Source organism: Kitasatospora sp. A2-31 (genome assembly GCF_022288725.1).
In the GTDB taxonomy this organism is placed as follows: Bacteria; Actinomycetota; Actinomycetes; order Streptomycetales; family Streptomycetaceae; genus Kitasatospora.
In genome coordinates, this window is record NZ_JAKNTA010000002.1 from 619,356 (window position 1) to 634,055 (window position 14,700).

General features: G+C 75.8%; 14 protein-coding genes. 12 read left to right on the forward strand and 2 right to left on the reverse strand.

Annotated elements, in window-relative coordinates:
• Positions 1–49 precede the first annotated feature (49 nt).
• The 8 genes from MCM47_RS07650 to MCM47_RS07685 all read left to right on the forward strand — a co-directional run bounded on the left by MCM47_RS07650 (position 50) and on the right by MCM47_RS07685 (position 8,253).
• Positions 50–1,855: a thiamine pyrophosphate-requiring protein gene (locus tag MCM47_RS07650; RefSeq protein ID WP_238859717.1), complete on the forward strand. Its 1,806-nt coding sequence runs from the start codon at positions 50–52 to the stop codon at positions 1,853–1,855.
• The gene (locus MCM47_RS07655; RefSeq protein WP_238859719.1) at positions 1,842–2,279 is read left to right on the forward strand and encodes a hypothetical protein; all 438 of its coding nucleotides are present in this window, start codon (positions 1,842–1,844) and stop codon (positions 2,277–2,279) included. The genes MCM47_RS07650 and MCM47_RS07655 overlap by 14 nt, the downstream gene beginning before the upstream one ends.
• On the forward strand, positions 2,272–4,605 hold the full coding sequence (locus tag MCM47_RS07660) for a GMC family oxidoreductase (protein ID WP_238859721.1): 2,334 nt from the start codon (positions 2,272–2,274) through the stop codon (positions 4,603–4,605). Before MCM47_RS07655 ends, MCM47_RS07660 begins: the two co-directional genes overlap by 8 nt.
• Positions 4,602–5,720: an enolase C-terminal domain-like protein gene (locus MCM47_RS07665; protein ID WP_238859723.1), complete on the forward strand. Its 1,119-nt coding sequence runs from the start codon at positions 4,602–4,604 to the stop codon at positions 5,718–5,720. The genes MCM47_RS07660 and MCM47_RS07665 overlap by 4 nt, the downstream gene beginning before the upstream one ends.
• Before the next feature lie 11 nt (positions 5,721–5,731).
• A complete protein-coding gene (locus MCM47_RS07670; RefSeq protein WP_238859724.1) occupies positions 5,732–6,403 on the forward strand; it encodes an HAD family hydrolase in 672 nt (223 codons plus the stop codon).
• Between the two features lie 181 nt (positions 6,404–6,584).
• On the forward strand, positions 6,585–7,259 hold the full coding sequence (locus tag MCM47_RS07675; RefSeq protein WP_238859725.1) for a nucleotidyltransferase family protein: 675 nt from the start codon (positions 6,585–6,587) through the stop codon (positions 7,257–7,259).
• The gene (locus MCM47_RS07680; RefSeq protein WP_238859726.1) at positions 7,256–7,510 is read left to right on the forward strand and encodes a hypothetical protein; all 255 of its coding nucleotides are present in this window, start codon (positions 7,256–7,258) and stop codon (positions 7,508–7,510) included. The genes MCM47_RS07675 and MCM47_RS07680 overlap by 4 nt, the downstream gene beginning before the upstream one ends.
• Entirely contained in the window at positions 7,507–8,253 is a 747-nt protein-coding gene (locus MCM47_RS07685; protein ID WP_238859727.1) for a metallophosphoesterase, read from the forward strand. Before MCM47_RS07680 ends, MCM47_RS07685 begins: the two co-directional genes overlap by 4 nt.
• A 3-nt stretch (positions 8,254–8,256) precedes the next feature.
• Here the strand turns inward: MCM47_RS07685 and MCM47_RS07690 are convergent, their stop codons facing one another.
• Both MCM47_RS07690 and MCM47_RS07695 read right to left on the reverse strand, forming a co-directional pair.
• Positions 8,257–10,026 (reverse strand): glycoside hydrolase family 15 protein, encoded by a 1,770-nt coding sequence (locus MCM47_RS07690; protein ID WP_238859728.1) that lies wholly within the window; start codon positions 10,024–10,026, stop codon positions 8,257–8,259.
• Between the two features lie 34 nt (positions 10,027–10,060).
• Complete coding sequence (locus MCM47_RS07695) at positions 10,061–10,996, reverse strand: TIGR03557 family F420-dependent LLM class oxidoreductase (RefSeq protein WP_238859729.1); 936 nt, start codon at positions 10,994–10,996, stop codon at positions 10,061–10,063.
• Positions 10,997–11,183: 187 nt separating this feature from the next.
• On the opposite strand from MCM47_RS07695, the gene MCM47_RS07700 reads away from it, so the two are divergent.
• The 4 genes from MCM47_RS07700 (at position 11,184) to MCM47_RS07715 (ending at position 14,563) form a co-directional block, all read left to right on the forward strand.
• A complete protein-coding gene (locus MCM47_RS07700; protein ID WP_238859730.1) occupies positions 11,184–11,342 on the forward strand; it encodes a hypothetical protein in 159 nt (52 codons plus the stop codon).
• 159 nt (positions 11,343–11,501) lie between these two features.
• Positions 11,502–11,720: a hypothetical protein gene (locus MCM47_RS07705; RefSeq protein ID WP_238859732.1), complete on the forward strand. Its 219-nt coding sequence runs from the start codon at positions 11,502–11,504 to the stop codon at positions 11,718–11,720.
• Between the two features lie 85 nt (positions 11,721–11,805).
• A complete protein-coding gene (locus MCM47_RS07710; RefSeq protein ID WP_238859734.1) occupies positions 11,806–12,129 on the forward strand; it encodes an STAS domain-containing protein in 324 nt (107 codons plus the stop codon).
• Complete coding sequence (locus MCM47_RS07715) at positions 12,122–14,563, forward strand: SpoIIE family protein phosphatase (RefSeq protein WP_238859736.1); 2,442 nt, start codon at positions 12,122–12,124, stop codon at positions 14,561–14,563. Before MCM47_RS07710 ends, MCM47_RS07715 begins: the two co-directional genes overlap by 8 nt.
• Positions 14,564–14,700 lie beyond the last annotated feature (137 nt).

Here is a 14,700-nt window from a genome sequence, read left to right on the forward strand (position 1 = left end):
GCGGGGGCCCCGTCTGCCGAAGGGGTCCCGTCCGCGAAGGAGGAGCGCCGTGACCCCGAAGGTTTCCGACCACATCCTGGAACGGCTGCGCGCCTGGGGCGTCGACCACGTCTTCGGCTACCCCGGCGACGGCATCAACGGCCTGCTCACGGCCTGGGGCCGGGCCGACACCCACCCGGTGTTCGTCCAGGCCCGGCACGAGGAGATGGCCGCGTTCGAGGCCGTCGGCTACGCCAAGTTCTCCGGCCGCACCGGGGTCTGCGTGGCGACCTCGGGGCCGGGGGCGATCCACCTGCTCAACGGGCTCTACGACGCCAAGCTCGACCACGTGCCGGTGGTCGCCCTGGTCGGGCAGACGGACCGCAGCGCGATGGGCGGTTCCTACCAGCAGGAGGTGGACCTGCTGAGCCTGTTCAAGGACGTCGCCGCCGAGTACTGCCAGATGGTGACCGTGCCCGAGCAACTGCCCAACGTCCTGGACCGGGCGATGCGCACCGCGGCGGCCCGGCGCACGGTGACGGCCGTCATCGTGCCCGCGGACGTCCAGGAACTCGACTACAGCCCGCCGGAGCACGCCTTCAAGATGGTGCCCTCCAGCCTGGGCAACCCGCGCTGGACCGTCGTCCCCGAGGACGGCGAGCTGCGGCGCGCTGCCGAGGTGCTCAACGCCGGCCGCAAGGTCGCCATGCTGGTCGGCCAGGGCGCCCGGCACGCCCGACCTCAGGTCGAGCGGACCGCCGAACTGCTCGGCGCAGGCGTCGCCAAGGCCCTGCTCGGCAAGGATGCGCTGCCCGACACCCTGCCCTACGTCACCGGCGCGATCGGCCTGCTCGGCACCCGGCCCTCCTACGAGCTCATGCGCGACTGCGACACCCTGCTGACCATCGGCTCCAGCTTCCCCTACACCCAGTTCCTGCCCGAATTCGAGCAGGCCAGGGGTGTGCAGATCGACCTCGACCCGTTCATGGTCGGGCTGCGCTACCCCTACGAGGTCAACCTCGTGGGCGACGCCGCCCGCACGCTCGACGCACTGTTGCCGCTGCTCGTCCGCAAGGAGGACCGCGACTGGCAGCGCACCGTCTGCGACAACACCGAACGCTGGTGGGAGGTGATGGCGCGGCGGGCCGAGGTCGACGCCGACCCGGTCAACCCCGAGTTCGCGGTCCACGCCCTGGACCACCTGCTGCCCGACGACGCCATGGTCACCGCGGACTCCGGCTCCGCCGCCAACTGGTACGCCCGCCACCTGCGCTTCCGCGGGCGGATGCGCGGCTCGCTCTCCGGCACCCTCGCCACCATGGGCCCCGGCGTGCCGTACGCGATCGGCGCCAAGTTCGCCCACCCGGACCGCCCCGCGATCGCCCTGGTCGGGGACGGCGCCATGCAGATGAACGGCCTCGCCGAGCTGATCACCATCGCCAAGTACTGGCAGGAGTGGCAGGACCCGCGCCTGGTGGTGGCGGTGCTCAACAACCGCGACCTCAACCAGGTCACCTGGGAGATGCGGGCCATGGAGGGCGCACCGAGCTTCCTGCCCTCGCAGGAACTGCCGGACGTCGACTACGCCGGCTTCGCACGGTCGCTCGGGCTCGCCGCCGAGCGGGCGGTCGAGCCCGGCCAGGTGCCCGACGGCTGGCAGCAGGCCCTCACCGCCGACCGGCCGTTCCTGCTGGAGCTGCGCACCGACCCGGCCGTGCCGCCGATTCCCCCGCACGCCACCTGGGACCAGATCCGGGCCGCCGCCGAGTCCGTGCTCCGCGGGGACAGCGACAGCACCGCGATGGTCCGCCAGGGCTTCCGGGCCAAGCTGCAGGAGCTGCTGCCCTCCTTCGGAGGCCGGCATGGGCATCATTGAGCTCGCCCTGCGCAACGTGCGCACCGGCCGCTTCCAGCGCGCGCTCGCCCTGGCCACGGCCGCGGGCTCGCTGGTCACCGCCGCCGAGATCTACCTGGAGCACGACCGGGCCGGCTTCGGCAACCGGGTGATGTGGTGGCCGGTGTGGCTCGGGCCGGTCGGGGCGGCCGCCGGCGTCGGCGGCGCGCTCAGCCCGCGCGCGGCCCGCACCCTGCTGCCCGTCGCCTCCGCCGCCATCACCGCCAACGGACTGCAGGGCACCTACCTGCACGTCCGCGGGATCGCCGAGAAGCCCGGCGGCTGGTCGATGGCCCGCTACAACGTCGAGATGGGGCCGCCGCTGTTCGCGCCGCTGCTGATGAGCATGGTCGGGGGGATGGGCCTGGTGGCCGCCGTCCTGCGCCGGGAGTCCCGCGATGCCTGAGGACCGGCCGCGGTTCCCCGGCTACGACGTGCTCGGGCAGGCGCGGCACTGGGACCACGAGACGGCCGCCGTCGTGTTCGCCCGGACCGGCGGCCCGCAGCCGCCGCTGCGCTTCTTCACGCCGGCCGAGGAGGCCACCGCCCACGCCCTGCTGGACCTGCTGCTGGACCACCCGGACCCACCGTTGCTGGCGATGATCGACGCCCGGCTCGCCGAGCGGCAGACCGACGGCTGGCACTACGCCGACCTGCCGGAGGACGACGAGGCCTGGCGGCGCACCCTGCGGGCCCTGGACGAGGACGCGGACGGTCCGTTCGCCGCGCTCGGCGAAGTCCAGCAGCGCGCGCTGGTGGGGCGCGTGCAGGAGCTGTCCGGCGAACGCTGGCACGGCATGCCCGCCCGGCACGTCTGGAGCCTGTGGACCCGCTACGCCTGCACCGCCTACTACAGCCACCCCACCGCCTGGAACGAGATCGGCTTCGGCGGCCCCGCCCATCCGCGCGGCTACCTGCGTCTCGGCGCCGGCCAGCGCGAACCCTGGGAGGTCGCCGACGCCCGTTCCCACCCGCCCAGGCCGCCCGACCCCCGGCCGCCGCGAACGCCGCCCCCCGCCACCGACCCGGGCCGGCACTCCCGGGTGCGCGCAGCCGCCGAGACCGTGCGCGCCAACGCCGCCGCCGAGCGCGAGGTCCGCCGCACCAACGCCTCCGCCTGGCTGCTGCCCCGCGACGGCCACGGCTTCGACCACGCCCTGCTCCGCGACATGCGCCGCCACCGCGACTCCGACGAGGTCGACCTGCTGATCGTCGGCTGCGGCGCCGGCGGCGCCACCCTGGCCCAGCGGATGGCCCGCCGCGGCTGGAGCGTCGTCGTCCTGGAGGCCGGGCCGTTCTGGGACCCGCTCACCGACTGGGTCAGCGACGAAGCCGGCTCCCACCACCTCTACTGGACCGAGCCCAGGGTCATCTCCGGCAGCGATCCCGTCCCGCTCGGCTCCAACAACTCCGGTCGCGGCGTGGGCGGTTCGATGGTCCACTTCGCCGGGTACGCGCCCCGCTTCCACCCCTCCGACTTCCGCACCCGCACGCTCGACGGCGTCGGCGCCGACTGGCCGCTCGACTACGCCGACCTGCGCGACTCCTACCGGCGCCTGGAGTACGAACTCCCCGTCGCCGGCCAGTACTGGCCCTGGGGGGAGCCGCACCCCTACCCGCACCCGCCGCACCCCGTCGGCGGCAACGGCGAGGTCTTCCTGCGCGGCGCCGCCGCGCTCGGGATCGAGGCCCGGGTCGGCCCGGTCGCCATCACCAACGGCCGCTTCGGCCGCCGCCCGCACTGCATCTACCGGGGCTTCTGCCTCCAGGGCTGCAAGGTCAACGCCAAGGCCTCGCCGCTGATCACCCACGTCCCGGACGCCCTCGCGCACGGCGCCGAGATCCGTCCCGACTGCATGGCCGCCGCCGTCGAACTCGACCCCGACGGCCTGGCCCGCGGCGTCCGCTACTTCTTCCACGGTCGCGAGCACCTCCAGCGGGCCCGCACGGTGGCCGTCGCCGGCTACGCCATCGAGACCCCGCGCCTGCTCCTCAACTCCGCCTGTCCGCGCTTCCCCGAAGGGCTCTGCAACGACCACGACCTGGTCGGACGCTACGTCATGGTGCAGGGCGCGCCGCAGACCTCCGGCCGCTTCGAGGAGGAGATCCGCGCCTACAAGGCCCCGCCGCCCGAAGCCTCCACCGAGCAGTACTACGAGACCGGCGCGGACCGGCCCTACCGGCGGGGCTTCACCATCCAGAACATCTCGCCGATGCCCATCACCTGGGCCGAGCACGTCGTGGCCCAGGGCCACTGGGGCGCCGACCTGCGCGCCTACCTCTCCGACTACGTGCACTGGGCCACCCTCGGCGCGATCGCCGAGCTGCTGCCCCAGCCCGACAACCGGGTCACCCTCGCCGCCGAAACCGACCGGCGCGGGCTGCCCGTCGCCGAGTTCAGCTTCTCCCAGTGCGAGAACGACCGGCTGCTGATCCGGGCCGCCCGCACGGTCATGGAGGACATCCTGCGCGCGGCGGGGGCGAGCGAGGTCATCACCATCGACCGCTACGCCCACCTCGTCGGTGGCTGCCGGATGGCCGCGGACCACCTCGGCGGGGTCGTCGACCACCGCTTGCGCACCTTCGCCGTGCCCAACCTGCTGATCACCGACGGCAGCGTGCTTCCCACCCAGGGCAGCGCCAACCCCGCCCTCACCATCATGGCGCTGGTCGACCGGGCCGCCAGCCTGCTCGCCGCCGGTGCCCGCTCCGGGCTGCGAGCACCGCCGTGAACGCCGTCGTGAGCACCGCCGGGGGCGCCGTCGAGCGGATCGCCGTGCGCGTCTACACCGTCCCCACCGACACCCCGGAGGCGGACGGCACGCTCGCCTGGGACCGCACCACGCTGGTCCTCGCCGAGGCCGTCAGCGGCCCCCACACCGGCCTCGGCTGGACGTACGGCGCACCCGCCACCGCCGCCGTGATCGGCCAGGAGCTCGCCCCGGTGGTCACCGGCCGCGACCCGCACGACACCAGCGGTGCCCAGGAGGCGATGAGCCGGGCGGTGCGCAACACCGGCCGCCCCGGCCTGGTCGCGGGCGCCATCTCGGCCGTCGACCTGGCCCTCTGGGACCTCCGCGGCCACCTGCTCGGCCTGCCGCTCGCCCGGCTGCTCGGCGGCGCGGCCCGGCCGGTCCGGGTCTACGGCAGCGGCGGCTTCACCACCTACTCCGCCGGCCGGCAGGAGTCCCAGCTGCGTCACTGGACGGAGGAGCAGGGCATCCCCCGGGTCAAGATCAAGATCGGCGAGGACCGCGGCACCCGCGAGCGGCGGGACCTGCGGCGGGTCAGCGCCGCCCGGGCCGCCGTCGGAGACCGCGTCGAGCTGTACACCGACGCCAACGGCGCCTACCGGCGCAAACAGGCCGTCCGGATCGCCGCCGCGCTCACCGGCGCGGGCGTCACCTGGTTCGAGGAGCCGGTCTCCTCCGACGACCTCGCCGGCCTGCGGTCCGTCCGCGACGCCGTCGCCCCTGACGTCACCGCGGGGGAGTACGGCTACGACCTCGCCTACTTCGCCCGCATGGCGCCCTGCGTCGACTGCCTCCAGGCCGACGCCACCCGCTGTGGCGGGCTCACCGGCTGGCTGCGCACCGCCGCCCTCGCCGAGGCCCACGGCCTGGACGTCTCCGCGCACTGCGCCCCCCACCTGCACGCCCACGCCGCCGCGGCCGTCCCCAACTGCCGTCACCTGGAGTGGTTCCACGACCACGTCCGGGTCGAACGGCTGCTCTTCGACGGCACCCTCGACCCCGCCGGCGGCACCGTCACCCCCGGTGCCGACGGCACCCCCGGCCACGGGCTCCGGCTGGCCCCGGTACGGGCCGCCGAGTACCGCGTCGCTTGAAAGGACGAGCCATGACGACCACCGCAGCAGCCCTGTTCGACGTCGACGGCACCCTGCTCGACACCACCTACCTGCACACCCTGGCCTGGTGGGAGGCGCTGCGGCAGTACGACCGGGCGGTGCCGGCCGCCCGCGTCCACCGGGCCGTCGGCATGGGTGCCGACCAGCTGCTCGACCACCTGCTCGGCGAACAGCGCGACCGCGACGCCGACGAGGCCATCACCGCCGCCCACGACGCCCTCTACGCCCGTCACTGGCCGGTGGTCAGGCCGCTGCCCGGTGCCCCCGAGCTGCTGCGCGCCTGCGCCGGGCGCGGCTGGCGGATCGTCCTGGCCAGCTCCGCCTCGGAGCGGGAGCTCACCGTGCTGCGGCACGCGCTCGGCGCCGACGAGGTGATCGCGGCCGTCACCACCGCCGACGACGTGGCCGCCACCAAGCCCGCCCCGGACCTGGTCGTGGCCGCGCTGGAGCGGGCGGAGAGCGGGCCCCGGCACGCCGTCTTCGTCGGGGACACGGTCTGGGACGTCGCCGCCGCCGGCCGGGCCGAGGTACCGTGCGTCGCCGTGGAGACCGGTGGCTTCGCCGCCGCGGAACTCCTCGGCTCCGGCGCCGCCGAGGTCCACCGCGACACCGCCGAGCTGCTGGCCGAACTCGACGGGAGCCTGCTCGGCAGGCCCGGCTGACCGTGCCGCCGGCCACGGCCGCCCGTCGGGGACCGTCCGCGGTCCCGGGACCGGCAGCCGGTCCGGGAGCGGCCGCCGGTCCGGGAGCGGAACGGGCCGAGGGGTCCGGACGCCGCGTGAACCCCGGTCGCCCGGGTACCCGCCGGAGCGTTCCAGCGGACGCTCCACCGAGGAGGGAGCCATGGGCCCGAAGGCCGCGATGGACCGGCGTGCCGAGCACGCCGAACCGCCCCTGCTGTTCGACGAGGCGGACGACTGGTCGCCCGGGGTGTCCGTCGACCGGCTGCCGCCCGACCGGGCGCAGGCGATCCTGGAGGCGGCCAAGCGGATCGGCTCGTTGCTGAAGGCCAAGGACCACCCGTTCGCCCTGGCCGGCGGGGTCGCCGCGTACGCGCACGGCGCCGTCGTCCGGCTCCAGCACGACGCCGACTTCTGCATCCGCCGGGAGGACGCCGACGCCGTCACCCGGACCCTGCGGGAGGCCGGGCTCCAGGTGTTCCTCCCGCCCGAGGACTGGCTGATCAAGGCCCGCTGTCTGGGCCAGGACGTCGACCTCATCCTCGAACTCGCCAAGCGGCCGGTCACCTCCGAGCTCCTGGAGCGCGCCGAGGTGCTACCGGTGGACTCGGTGCACATGCCGGTGCTCGCCGCCACCGACCTGGTCAGCAGCCTGCTCGCGGCCTTCTCCGAGCACCACTGCGACTTCGGGGCGGTGCTCCCGGTGGCGCGGCCGCTGCGGGAGAAGATCGACTGGCGGCGGGTCCGCGCGGAGCGGGGCGACGCGCCGATGGCCGCCGCCTTCCTCTACCTCCTGGAACGGCTCCAGGTGATCGAACCCGAGGAGGCCGGCCCATGACCGCCGTCGACGACGCCGAATACCGGCTCGCCCACCTGCGCGAGCGCCTCGCCGACGACGAGGTCGGCGAGCTCGGCCTGCGGATCGAACTCCACGGCTCCCACGCCACCGTGTCCGGCACCGTGCCGAGCGAGCAGCGCCGGGCGGCCGTCGAGCGCATCGTAGCCGAGGAGTTGGCGGGCCTGGTGGTCCACACCGATATCGCCCTGGCCGACGGCCGGCCCCCGTCCGGGGCCGAGGATCTGCCGTGATCCGGGCGGCCGCGGTCGGGGACATCCATCTGGGCCCGGACAGCCGGGGGCTGCTCCGGCCCGCCTTCGCCACCCTGGCGGACCGGGCCGACCTGCTGCTGCTGGCCGGCGACCTCACCCGGCACGGCACTCCCGAGGAGGCCGCCGTGGTGGGGGAGGAGGTGCGCGGCCTGTCCGTCCCGGTGATCGCCGTCCTCGGCAACCACGACTACGACGCCGGCCGCCCGGAGGAGGTCGCCCGGATCCTGTCCGCCCACGGGGTGCGGGTGCTGGAGGGCACCTCGACCACCGTGCGTGCCGACGGGCTCCTGGTCGGGGTCGCCGGCACCAAGGGCTTCGGCGGCGGGTTCGCCGGCCGCAGCGGCGGCGAGTTCGGCGAGCCCGAGATGAAGGCCTTCGTCCGGCACACCCGCAGCTGCGCGGAGGGCCTGCGGGCCGCGCTGGTCCAGCTGGCGGCGGACGCCTGCGACCTGCGGATCGCCCTGACCCACTACGCACCGGTACCGGACACGCTGGGCGGCGAGCCCGCCGAGATCTACCCCTTCCTGGGCAGCTACCTGCTCGCCGAGTCGATCGACGGGGCGGGCGCCGACCTCGCCGTCCACGGCCACGCGCACCTCGGCACCGAACGCGGTCTCACCGCCCGCGGCGTCCGGGTGCGCAACGTGGCCCAGCCGGTGATCGGCCGCGCGTTCGCGGTCTACCTGCTGCACGGGCCCGGGGACCGCGCCGGCCGGAGTTAGCGGTCACGCGCCCGGTGGGCGGGCCAGGCGGGCGGCGCACTCCAGCATCATGGCGTGCGCGAACGCCTGCGGCAGATTGCCCCGTTGCTCGCGCTGCGCGACGTCGTACTCCTCGGAGAAGAGCCCCGCCGTCCCGCAGAGCCCGCGGGTGGTCTCGAACCAGCGGGCCGCCTCGACGGCCTCGCCCTGCCGGTGCTCCGCGAGGGCCATCAGGAAGCCGCAGAGCACGAACGCGCCCTCGGCCTCGGCGAGCGGGCGCTCGTCGTGGCGGAACCGGTAGGCGAAGTGCCCTTCCGTCAGCTCGCGACGGCAGGCGCGCAGGGTGGCGACCGTGCGCGGGTCGTCGGCGGGCGGACAGCCGCGGAGCGACGGCAGCAGCAGGGCCACGTCGGGCGCGGGGTCGGACGTGGACCGCTGCCACCGGCCGGACGGGTGCAGGGCGTGGCGGGAGGTCCGGGCCACCAGCCGGTCCGCCAGCGTGCTCCAGGCCCCCGCGAGCCCGTCCGGGACGCCCGCCCGTCGGGCCGCCTCCGGGTGCGCGACCGCGCGCAGGCCGGCGGCGCAGGCCAGTCGGCTGTGCGTCCACACCTGGTCGTCGAGCTCCCAGATCCCGGCGTCCGGCTCGCGCCACCGCCGGGCGACGGCGTCGGCGGCGGTCCGCACCGCCGCCCGTGCCTCCGGCGCCAGCCGGTCCTGCCGGGCGGCCGCCGCGAACAGCAGCAGGGCCTCGCCGAACACGTCCAGCTGGCGCTGCCGCGCGACCCGGTTGCCGACCCGGTCGTGCCCGCCGGGGTAGCCGGGCAGATCGACGGAGTGCTGGTCGGGCAGCGGCCCGCCGCTCACCGTGTAGGCGGGTGCGAGCCCCGGCCCGTCCTCGTCGAGCCGGGCGGCGGTGAACCGCACCGCGTCGTCGAGGAGTCCGGGCTCGCCGCAGGCGGCGGCGGCCTGGCCCGCCAGGCACTGGTCGCGGATCCAGACGTAGCGGTAGTCGTAGTTGCGGCCGGCCTCGGCCCGCTCGGGCAGGCTGGTGGTCGCCGCGGCGACCATGCCGCCGCTCCCCGCGGTGGTGAGTCCGCGCAGCACGGCGTAGGAGAACCGGGAATCGCGCCGGTCCAGGGTGTGTCCGAGGTCCGGTACGGCATCGCGCCAGGCGCGCTCGGTGGCCCGCCAGGAGCGCTCCGGCTCCGGCGGCGGTCCGTCGAAGCGGCGGTCCGAGACCTCCAGAACGAGGTCCAGCCGCTCGCCGGGGCCGAGGACGGCCTCGGCCGTGAGCCGCCCGCCGGGGCCCGGCCCGGCAACCTCCGCCCCCGGTCCGGACCAGCGCAGCCGCAGCCGGCCCGAGCGGAGCGTCCAGCCGCCGTCCGTCCGGTGCGGTGTGCCGGGCCGGCCAGGCCCGAAGCCCGTGCCGGGCTCCAGCAGGAGGCGCAGCCGGGCAGGGCCGTGCTCGGCGGTGAGCCGGCGCAGCAGGACCAGCCGGTGCGGATCGGCCGGCAGGGCCAGCGCCTCGCGGCACTCCACCGCGCTGTCGCCGGTGATCCACCGGCTGCGGCGGATCAGTCCGCCGTCCTCGTAGTAGCCGCCGGGCACGAACCGGCCCGCGGGCGTCACCGCGTACACCCCCGAGCCGCCGATCAGGCCGGCGAACACCGGGTCGGAGTCCCAGCGCGGCGCACAGAGCCAGGCGACCTCGCCCCACGGGCCCACCAGGGCGCCGCGCTCGCCGTCGGCGAGGAGCGCGTACTCACGCAGGCTCCACGGCGGGTAGCGCTCCACGGCACCTCCGATCGTCGGGCCGGCGGCGGACCGCTCACACCAGCTGCGGCAGGACCTGCTCCCGGTAGAAGTGGAAGAACCCCTCCTGCTCCGGGCCGATCTGGCCCACGTAGACCTCCTTGAAACCGACGTCGACGTAGCCGCGCAGCCGGTCGGCGTGCTCCTGCGGGTCGTTGCCGCAGGTGACCGACCGGGAGACCTGCTCCTCGGTGACCAGCTCGGTGGCCTGCTCGAAGTGCTGCGGAGTGGGCAGGACCTGGGCGAGCTCCCCGGGCAGCAGCTCGCTCGGCCAGAGCCGGTGGACGGTCTTGACCGCCCGTTCCCGGTCCTCCGACCAGCACACCTTCACTCCGCCGAGCACGGGCCCGGTGCCGCCCGCCGCGCGGTAGCGGCTGATCAGCTCGGTGTCCGGCTTCATGGTGACCATTCCGTCCGCGAACTCCCCCGCCAGCTCGGCCGCCCTCGGACCGAACGCCGACACGTACACGGGCAGCCGGCCGGCCTCCGGCGGGGTGTACAGGCGGGCGTTCTCGACGGTGTAGTGCACGCCGTGGTGGGAGACGACTCCACCGGTGAACAGCTCGCGCATCACCGCGACGGCCTCCTCCAGCATCTGCGCCCGCAGCTCGAACGGCGGCCACCGGTCGCCCAGGACGTGCTCGTTGAGGGCCTCCCCGGTGCCGACCCCGAGCCGCAGGCCGCCCGCCAGCTGGACGTCGGCGGTCGCGGCGGCCTGCGCCGTCACCGCGGGGTGGAGCCGGACCGTCGGGCAGGTGAGCCGGGTGACCTGGGACAACGCCCCGATCACCCCCCAGACGAAGGGGCTGTTGCCCTGGGCGTCGTTCCACGGGTGGAAGTGGTCGGAGATCGCCAGCCGGGTGAAGCCGGCCCGCTCCGCGAGGCGGGCCTGCTCGACCAGCTCGGCGGGGGTGAACTCCTCGCAGGACAGGAAGTAGCCGAACGCGGTCATGGCGGCCTCGGTTCGTCGGGTGCATCGTCGGTTCTCCGCGGGGCGGCTAACCGGCTGGGCCACGGTGAAACCTGCGTGCTGCGCCCTCCCCCTCACGCCCCCCGTCGTTTCCCCGCCCCGCCGCCGGGTAGCCGGGTGGGTCCCAGGCGCCCGGCCGGGCGCCCCCAACCCCTCGGAGGTGGCCACCATGGACGCGCGCGACGGGGCCGGTCCGACCGGGTGCGCCCGCACCCACGAGCGGTCGGAGGCCGGCACACCCGCCCGCCCCCGTCCGGCGGACGCACCGGACGACGAGAGCAGGGAGCAGGGCGATGCGGAGACCTACGCCGTCCTCGGCGAGGACTGAACCGGCGGGCTCCGCCTGCCCCGACCCGTCCCCCCGGGCCCCGCGCGCCGGGCGGCGCGCGGTCCACCACCGGCCCGGCCGCCGCTGGCCCGGCGTCGGCCACGGCGCCCGCTACCCGGCCCAGGTCCGGGCCTGGGCCGGCTTGTGAGGAGGCACCCGATGGACGACACGCCCCAGGGCGGCGCCGGCGGCGTCCCGCACCGGCCCGACGAACCGCCCGAGCACCACGACGAGCAGCACGACGAGCAGCACGACGAGCACCGGGCCCCACCGGGCGGCACCGTGAAGACCGTCCGGGCCGGAACCCCGGTCGCCGAGCAGCGGGCCGAGCCCGCCGACGAGGAGCCCGCCGACCGCGACGACCCGGGCGGGGGCTGACCCGCACCCGTTGACCCGCCCACACCCCCTCCCGACGCCCTAGCCTGGAAGGGGGCCGGGTGAGGCGGTCGGCGGGAGCAACCGGATGAAGGACTTTCCCGAGGTCAACGGCTGGACGGTGGTACCGCTCAGCGGCGACCTCGACGACTTCGCGGCACGTGAGGTCACGCAACTGCTGGACGTGCTGGTGACCGGTGGCGCCGTCCGGGTGGTCGTCGATCTCGCGGCAGTCGGGTTCGTGGACTCCACCGGCCTCAACGCGCTGCTCGCCGCCGCCCGCAGCGCGCGGGCCGGGCAGGGGGACCTGCGGCTGGCCGGCGCCGCGCCGATGGTCCGGGACGTCCTGGACCTGAGCGGCGTGTCGGCGGTGCTGAGGCTCTACCCGGATGTGGCGGCGGCCTGTGCCTGAGGACCGGATCTCCGACGGGGCCGCGCGCGGCGACGAGGCGGCCGTGCTGCGGGAGGCCGTCGAGCGGCTGCGCGAGGAGGCCGTAGGGCTGCGGCGGGCGATGCGCACCCGCGGCGTCATCGAGCAGGCCAAGGGCATGCTCGCCGAGCGGCTGGGCTGCTCGCCGGACGAGGCCTTCGGCCACCTCGTCCGGCTCTCCCAGGACTCCAACCGCCGGCTCGCAGACATCGCGGCCGGTCTGGTCGGACTCGCAGCTCCGATCACGGACGCCACGGACGACGACGATGCCCCGCTCGTGGAACCCCCCGCGGAGCCGGGCCTCACCGCGGCCGGGCCGCCGGTTCCGGCCCCGCCCGGCGCAGCGCGTCTCACTCCCGTGCCGGGCCTGGCCGCGCGCTATCACCTCGCCGCCTCCGCACTGGCCGCCGCGGACACCCCGGAGGAACTGGCCCGGCTGCTGCACGAGGTCGCGCTGGCTCCGCTCGGCACCGTCGCGGTGGTGCTCGGCGTGCTGGAGCCCGACGGAGCCGTGGCCCTGATCGGCAGCCACGGGGTCGAGCAGCGCCGGGTGAGTCAGTGGCAGCGCGTCCCGCCGGAGACGGGTGTGCCGCTGGTCCAGGCCGTGCGCGGCGGCGGCGTGGTCTGGGAGACCTGGCCCGAGTGGCCCGCAGCCGGGGAACGGCGCACCCGTGGGCCGGACGGCCCTCCCGCTGCCGCCCGGCCGATCGTCCCGGGCCGGACCACCTGCGCCGTACCGCTGCGACGCGGCGACCGGATCGTCGGCGCGATGAGCCTCGGCTGGGACGTCCCCGCGGACCGGGCCCGCGCGGCCACCCGGTACCTCGAGGCGCTGGCCGGCCTGGTGGCGGGGCACCTGCTGCGGGTCACGGCCTTCGACGGCGGTGAGCCGGAGCTCGCGGTGCCGGGCGGCGAACACTGGTTCCGCGACGTGCTGGACGCCGTGTTCGAGCCGGTCCTGGTGCTCTCCGCCGTCCGGGAGGGCGGCGGAGACGGCGTGATCACCGATCTGCGGGTGAGGTACGCCAACGCTGCGGCGGGGACGGGGTCGACGGTCGGCCGACGCATCACGGAGGTCCTCCCCGGCCTGGTCACCACCGGCACCTTCGGCCGGATCCTGGACGTCGCCGCGACCGGCGCCCGTTTCGAGGGCCGGGCGGGGGACTTCACGGGTACGGGTGCCGCCGAGGTCCTGACCGTGCGGGCGGTACCGTTCCTGGACGGTGTCCTGGTCACCTGGCGCCCGCGCAACGGCCTCGCGGAGCGCGCGGCCCGGTTGGGCGAGGCGCAGCGGATGGCGGGGCTCGGCAGCTTCTCCTGGACGCCGGGCTCCGGGCTCGACCTCTCTGAGGAGGCCCTGCGGCTGCTCGGCCTCGACCCCGGTCGCACGGCCCCGATCACCCCGGTGGAGGCACTGGACTGCGTCAGCGCTGCCGACCGCCCGGCCGTCCGCCTGATCGCCAGCCGCCTCCTGGCGGGGCAGCGGACGGCGGCCCTGAACTTCGACGCCGGCCTCGCGGGCGCCACCCGCGCCCTGCGGGCCACCGCGGAGGTGGTCGGCGATCCCGCCGGGGAGGGGATGCGAGCCGTTCACGGTGTGCTCCAGGACGTCACCCGGTGGCGGCGGACCGAGGAGGTCCTCTCCGGAGTCCGGGCCAGGCTCGCCGAGCAGCGGCGCCGGGGCGCCGCCGAGCACCGGACGACGCGGGCGCTGCAGGACGCGCTGATGGCCGCACCCCGCCAGCCCGACCTGCCCACCCCGGGCCTCGACCACGCCGCGCGGTACCTGCCCGCCGGGGAGCACGCCCGGGTCGGCGGCGACTGGTACGACATCGTTCGACTGCCCGACGGCCGGGTCCTGCTGGCCGTCGGCGACGTCAGCGGCCACGGACTGGCCGCGGCCGTGGGCATGGCCGAACTCCGGCACGCCCTGCGCGGCCTCTCCTACACCGAGGAGGCCCCGGCCGCGCTGCTCGGCCTGCTCAACAGGATGCTCTGGCACCAGGGCAGCCGCCGGATCGCCAGCGTGCTGTGCGGCCTGCTCGACCTGGAGGCCCGCACGCTCACCTGGAGCGCCGCCGGCCATCCCCAGCCCGCCGTCCTCCGCGACGCCACCGCCGCCCTGGCCGACGGGCCGACCGGAATCGTCCTCGGTGCGGTGGCCGAGCCCGACTACCGCGACACCGTGTCGCCGCTGCGGTCCGGCGACACGGTGCTGCTGTGGACGGACGGCCTGTTCAACCGGCGTGACGGAGCCGGCGGGCGTCCCGACCGCCTGCTGCGCGCGGCCGAGGCGTGCGGCACGGCCGCCCTGGAGGACTGCCTGGACCACATCGCCGCCAGTCTCGGCGGCCCCAACCCGGCGGACGACAGCTGTCTGCTCGCGGTGCGCCTGGCCTCCGAACCGGTGCGTTAGGCCGCACGCCGGCGGGGCACCCGCTACCGCGGACCGCGACGTGCGAGGAGGAGGACACGATGGACCGGGAGTCGCAGGAACGGCACGGCACCGGACGGCGGCGGGGCCGCGGCGGCGCGATCGCCGTGGCACCACGC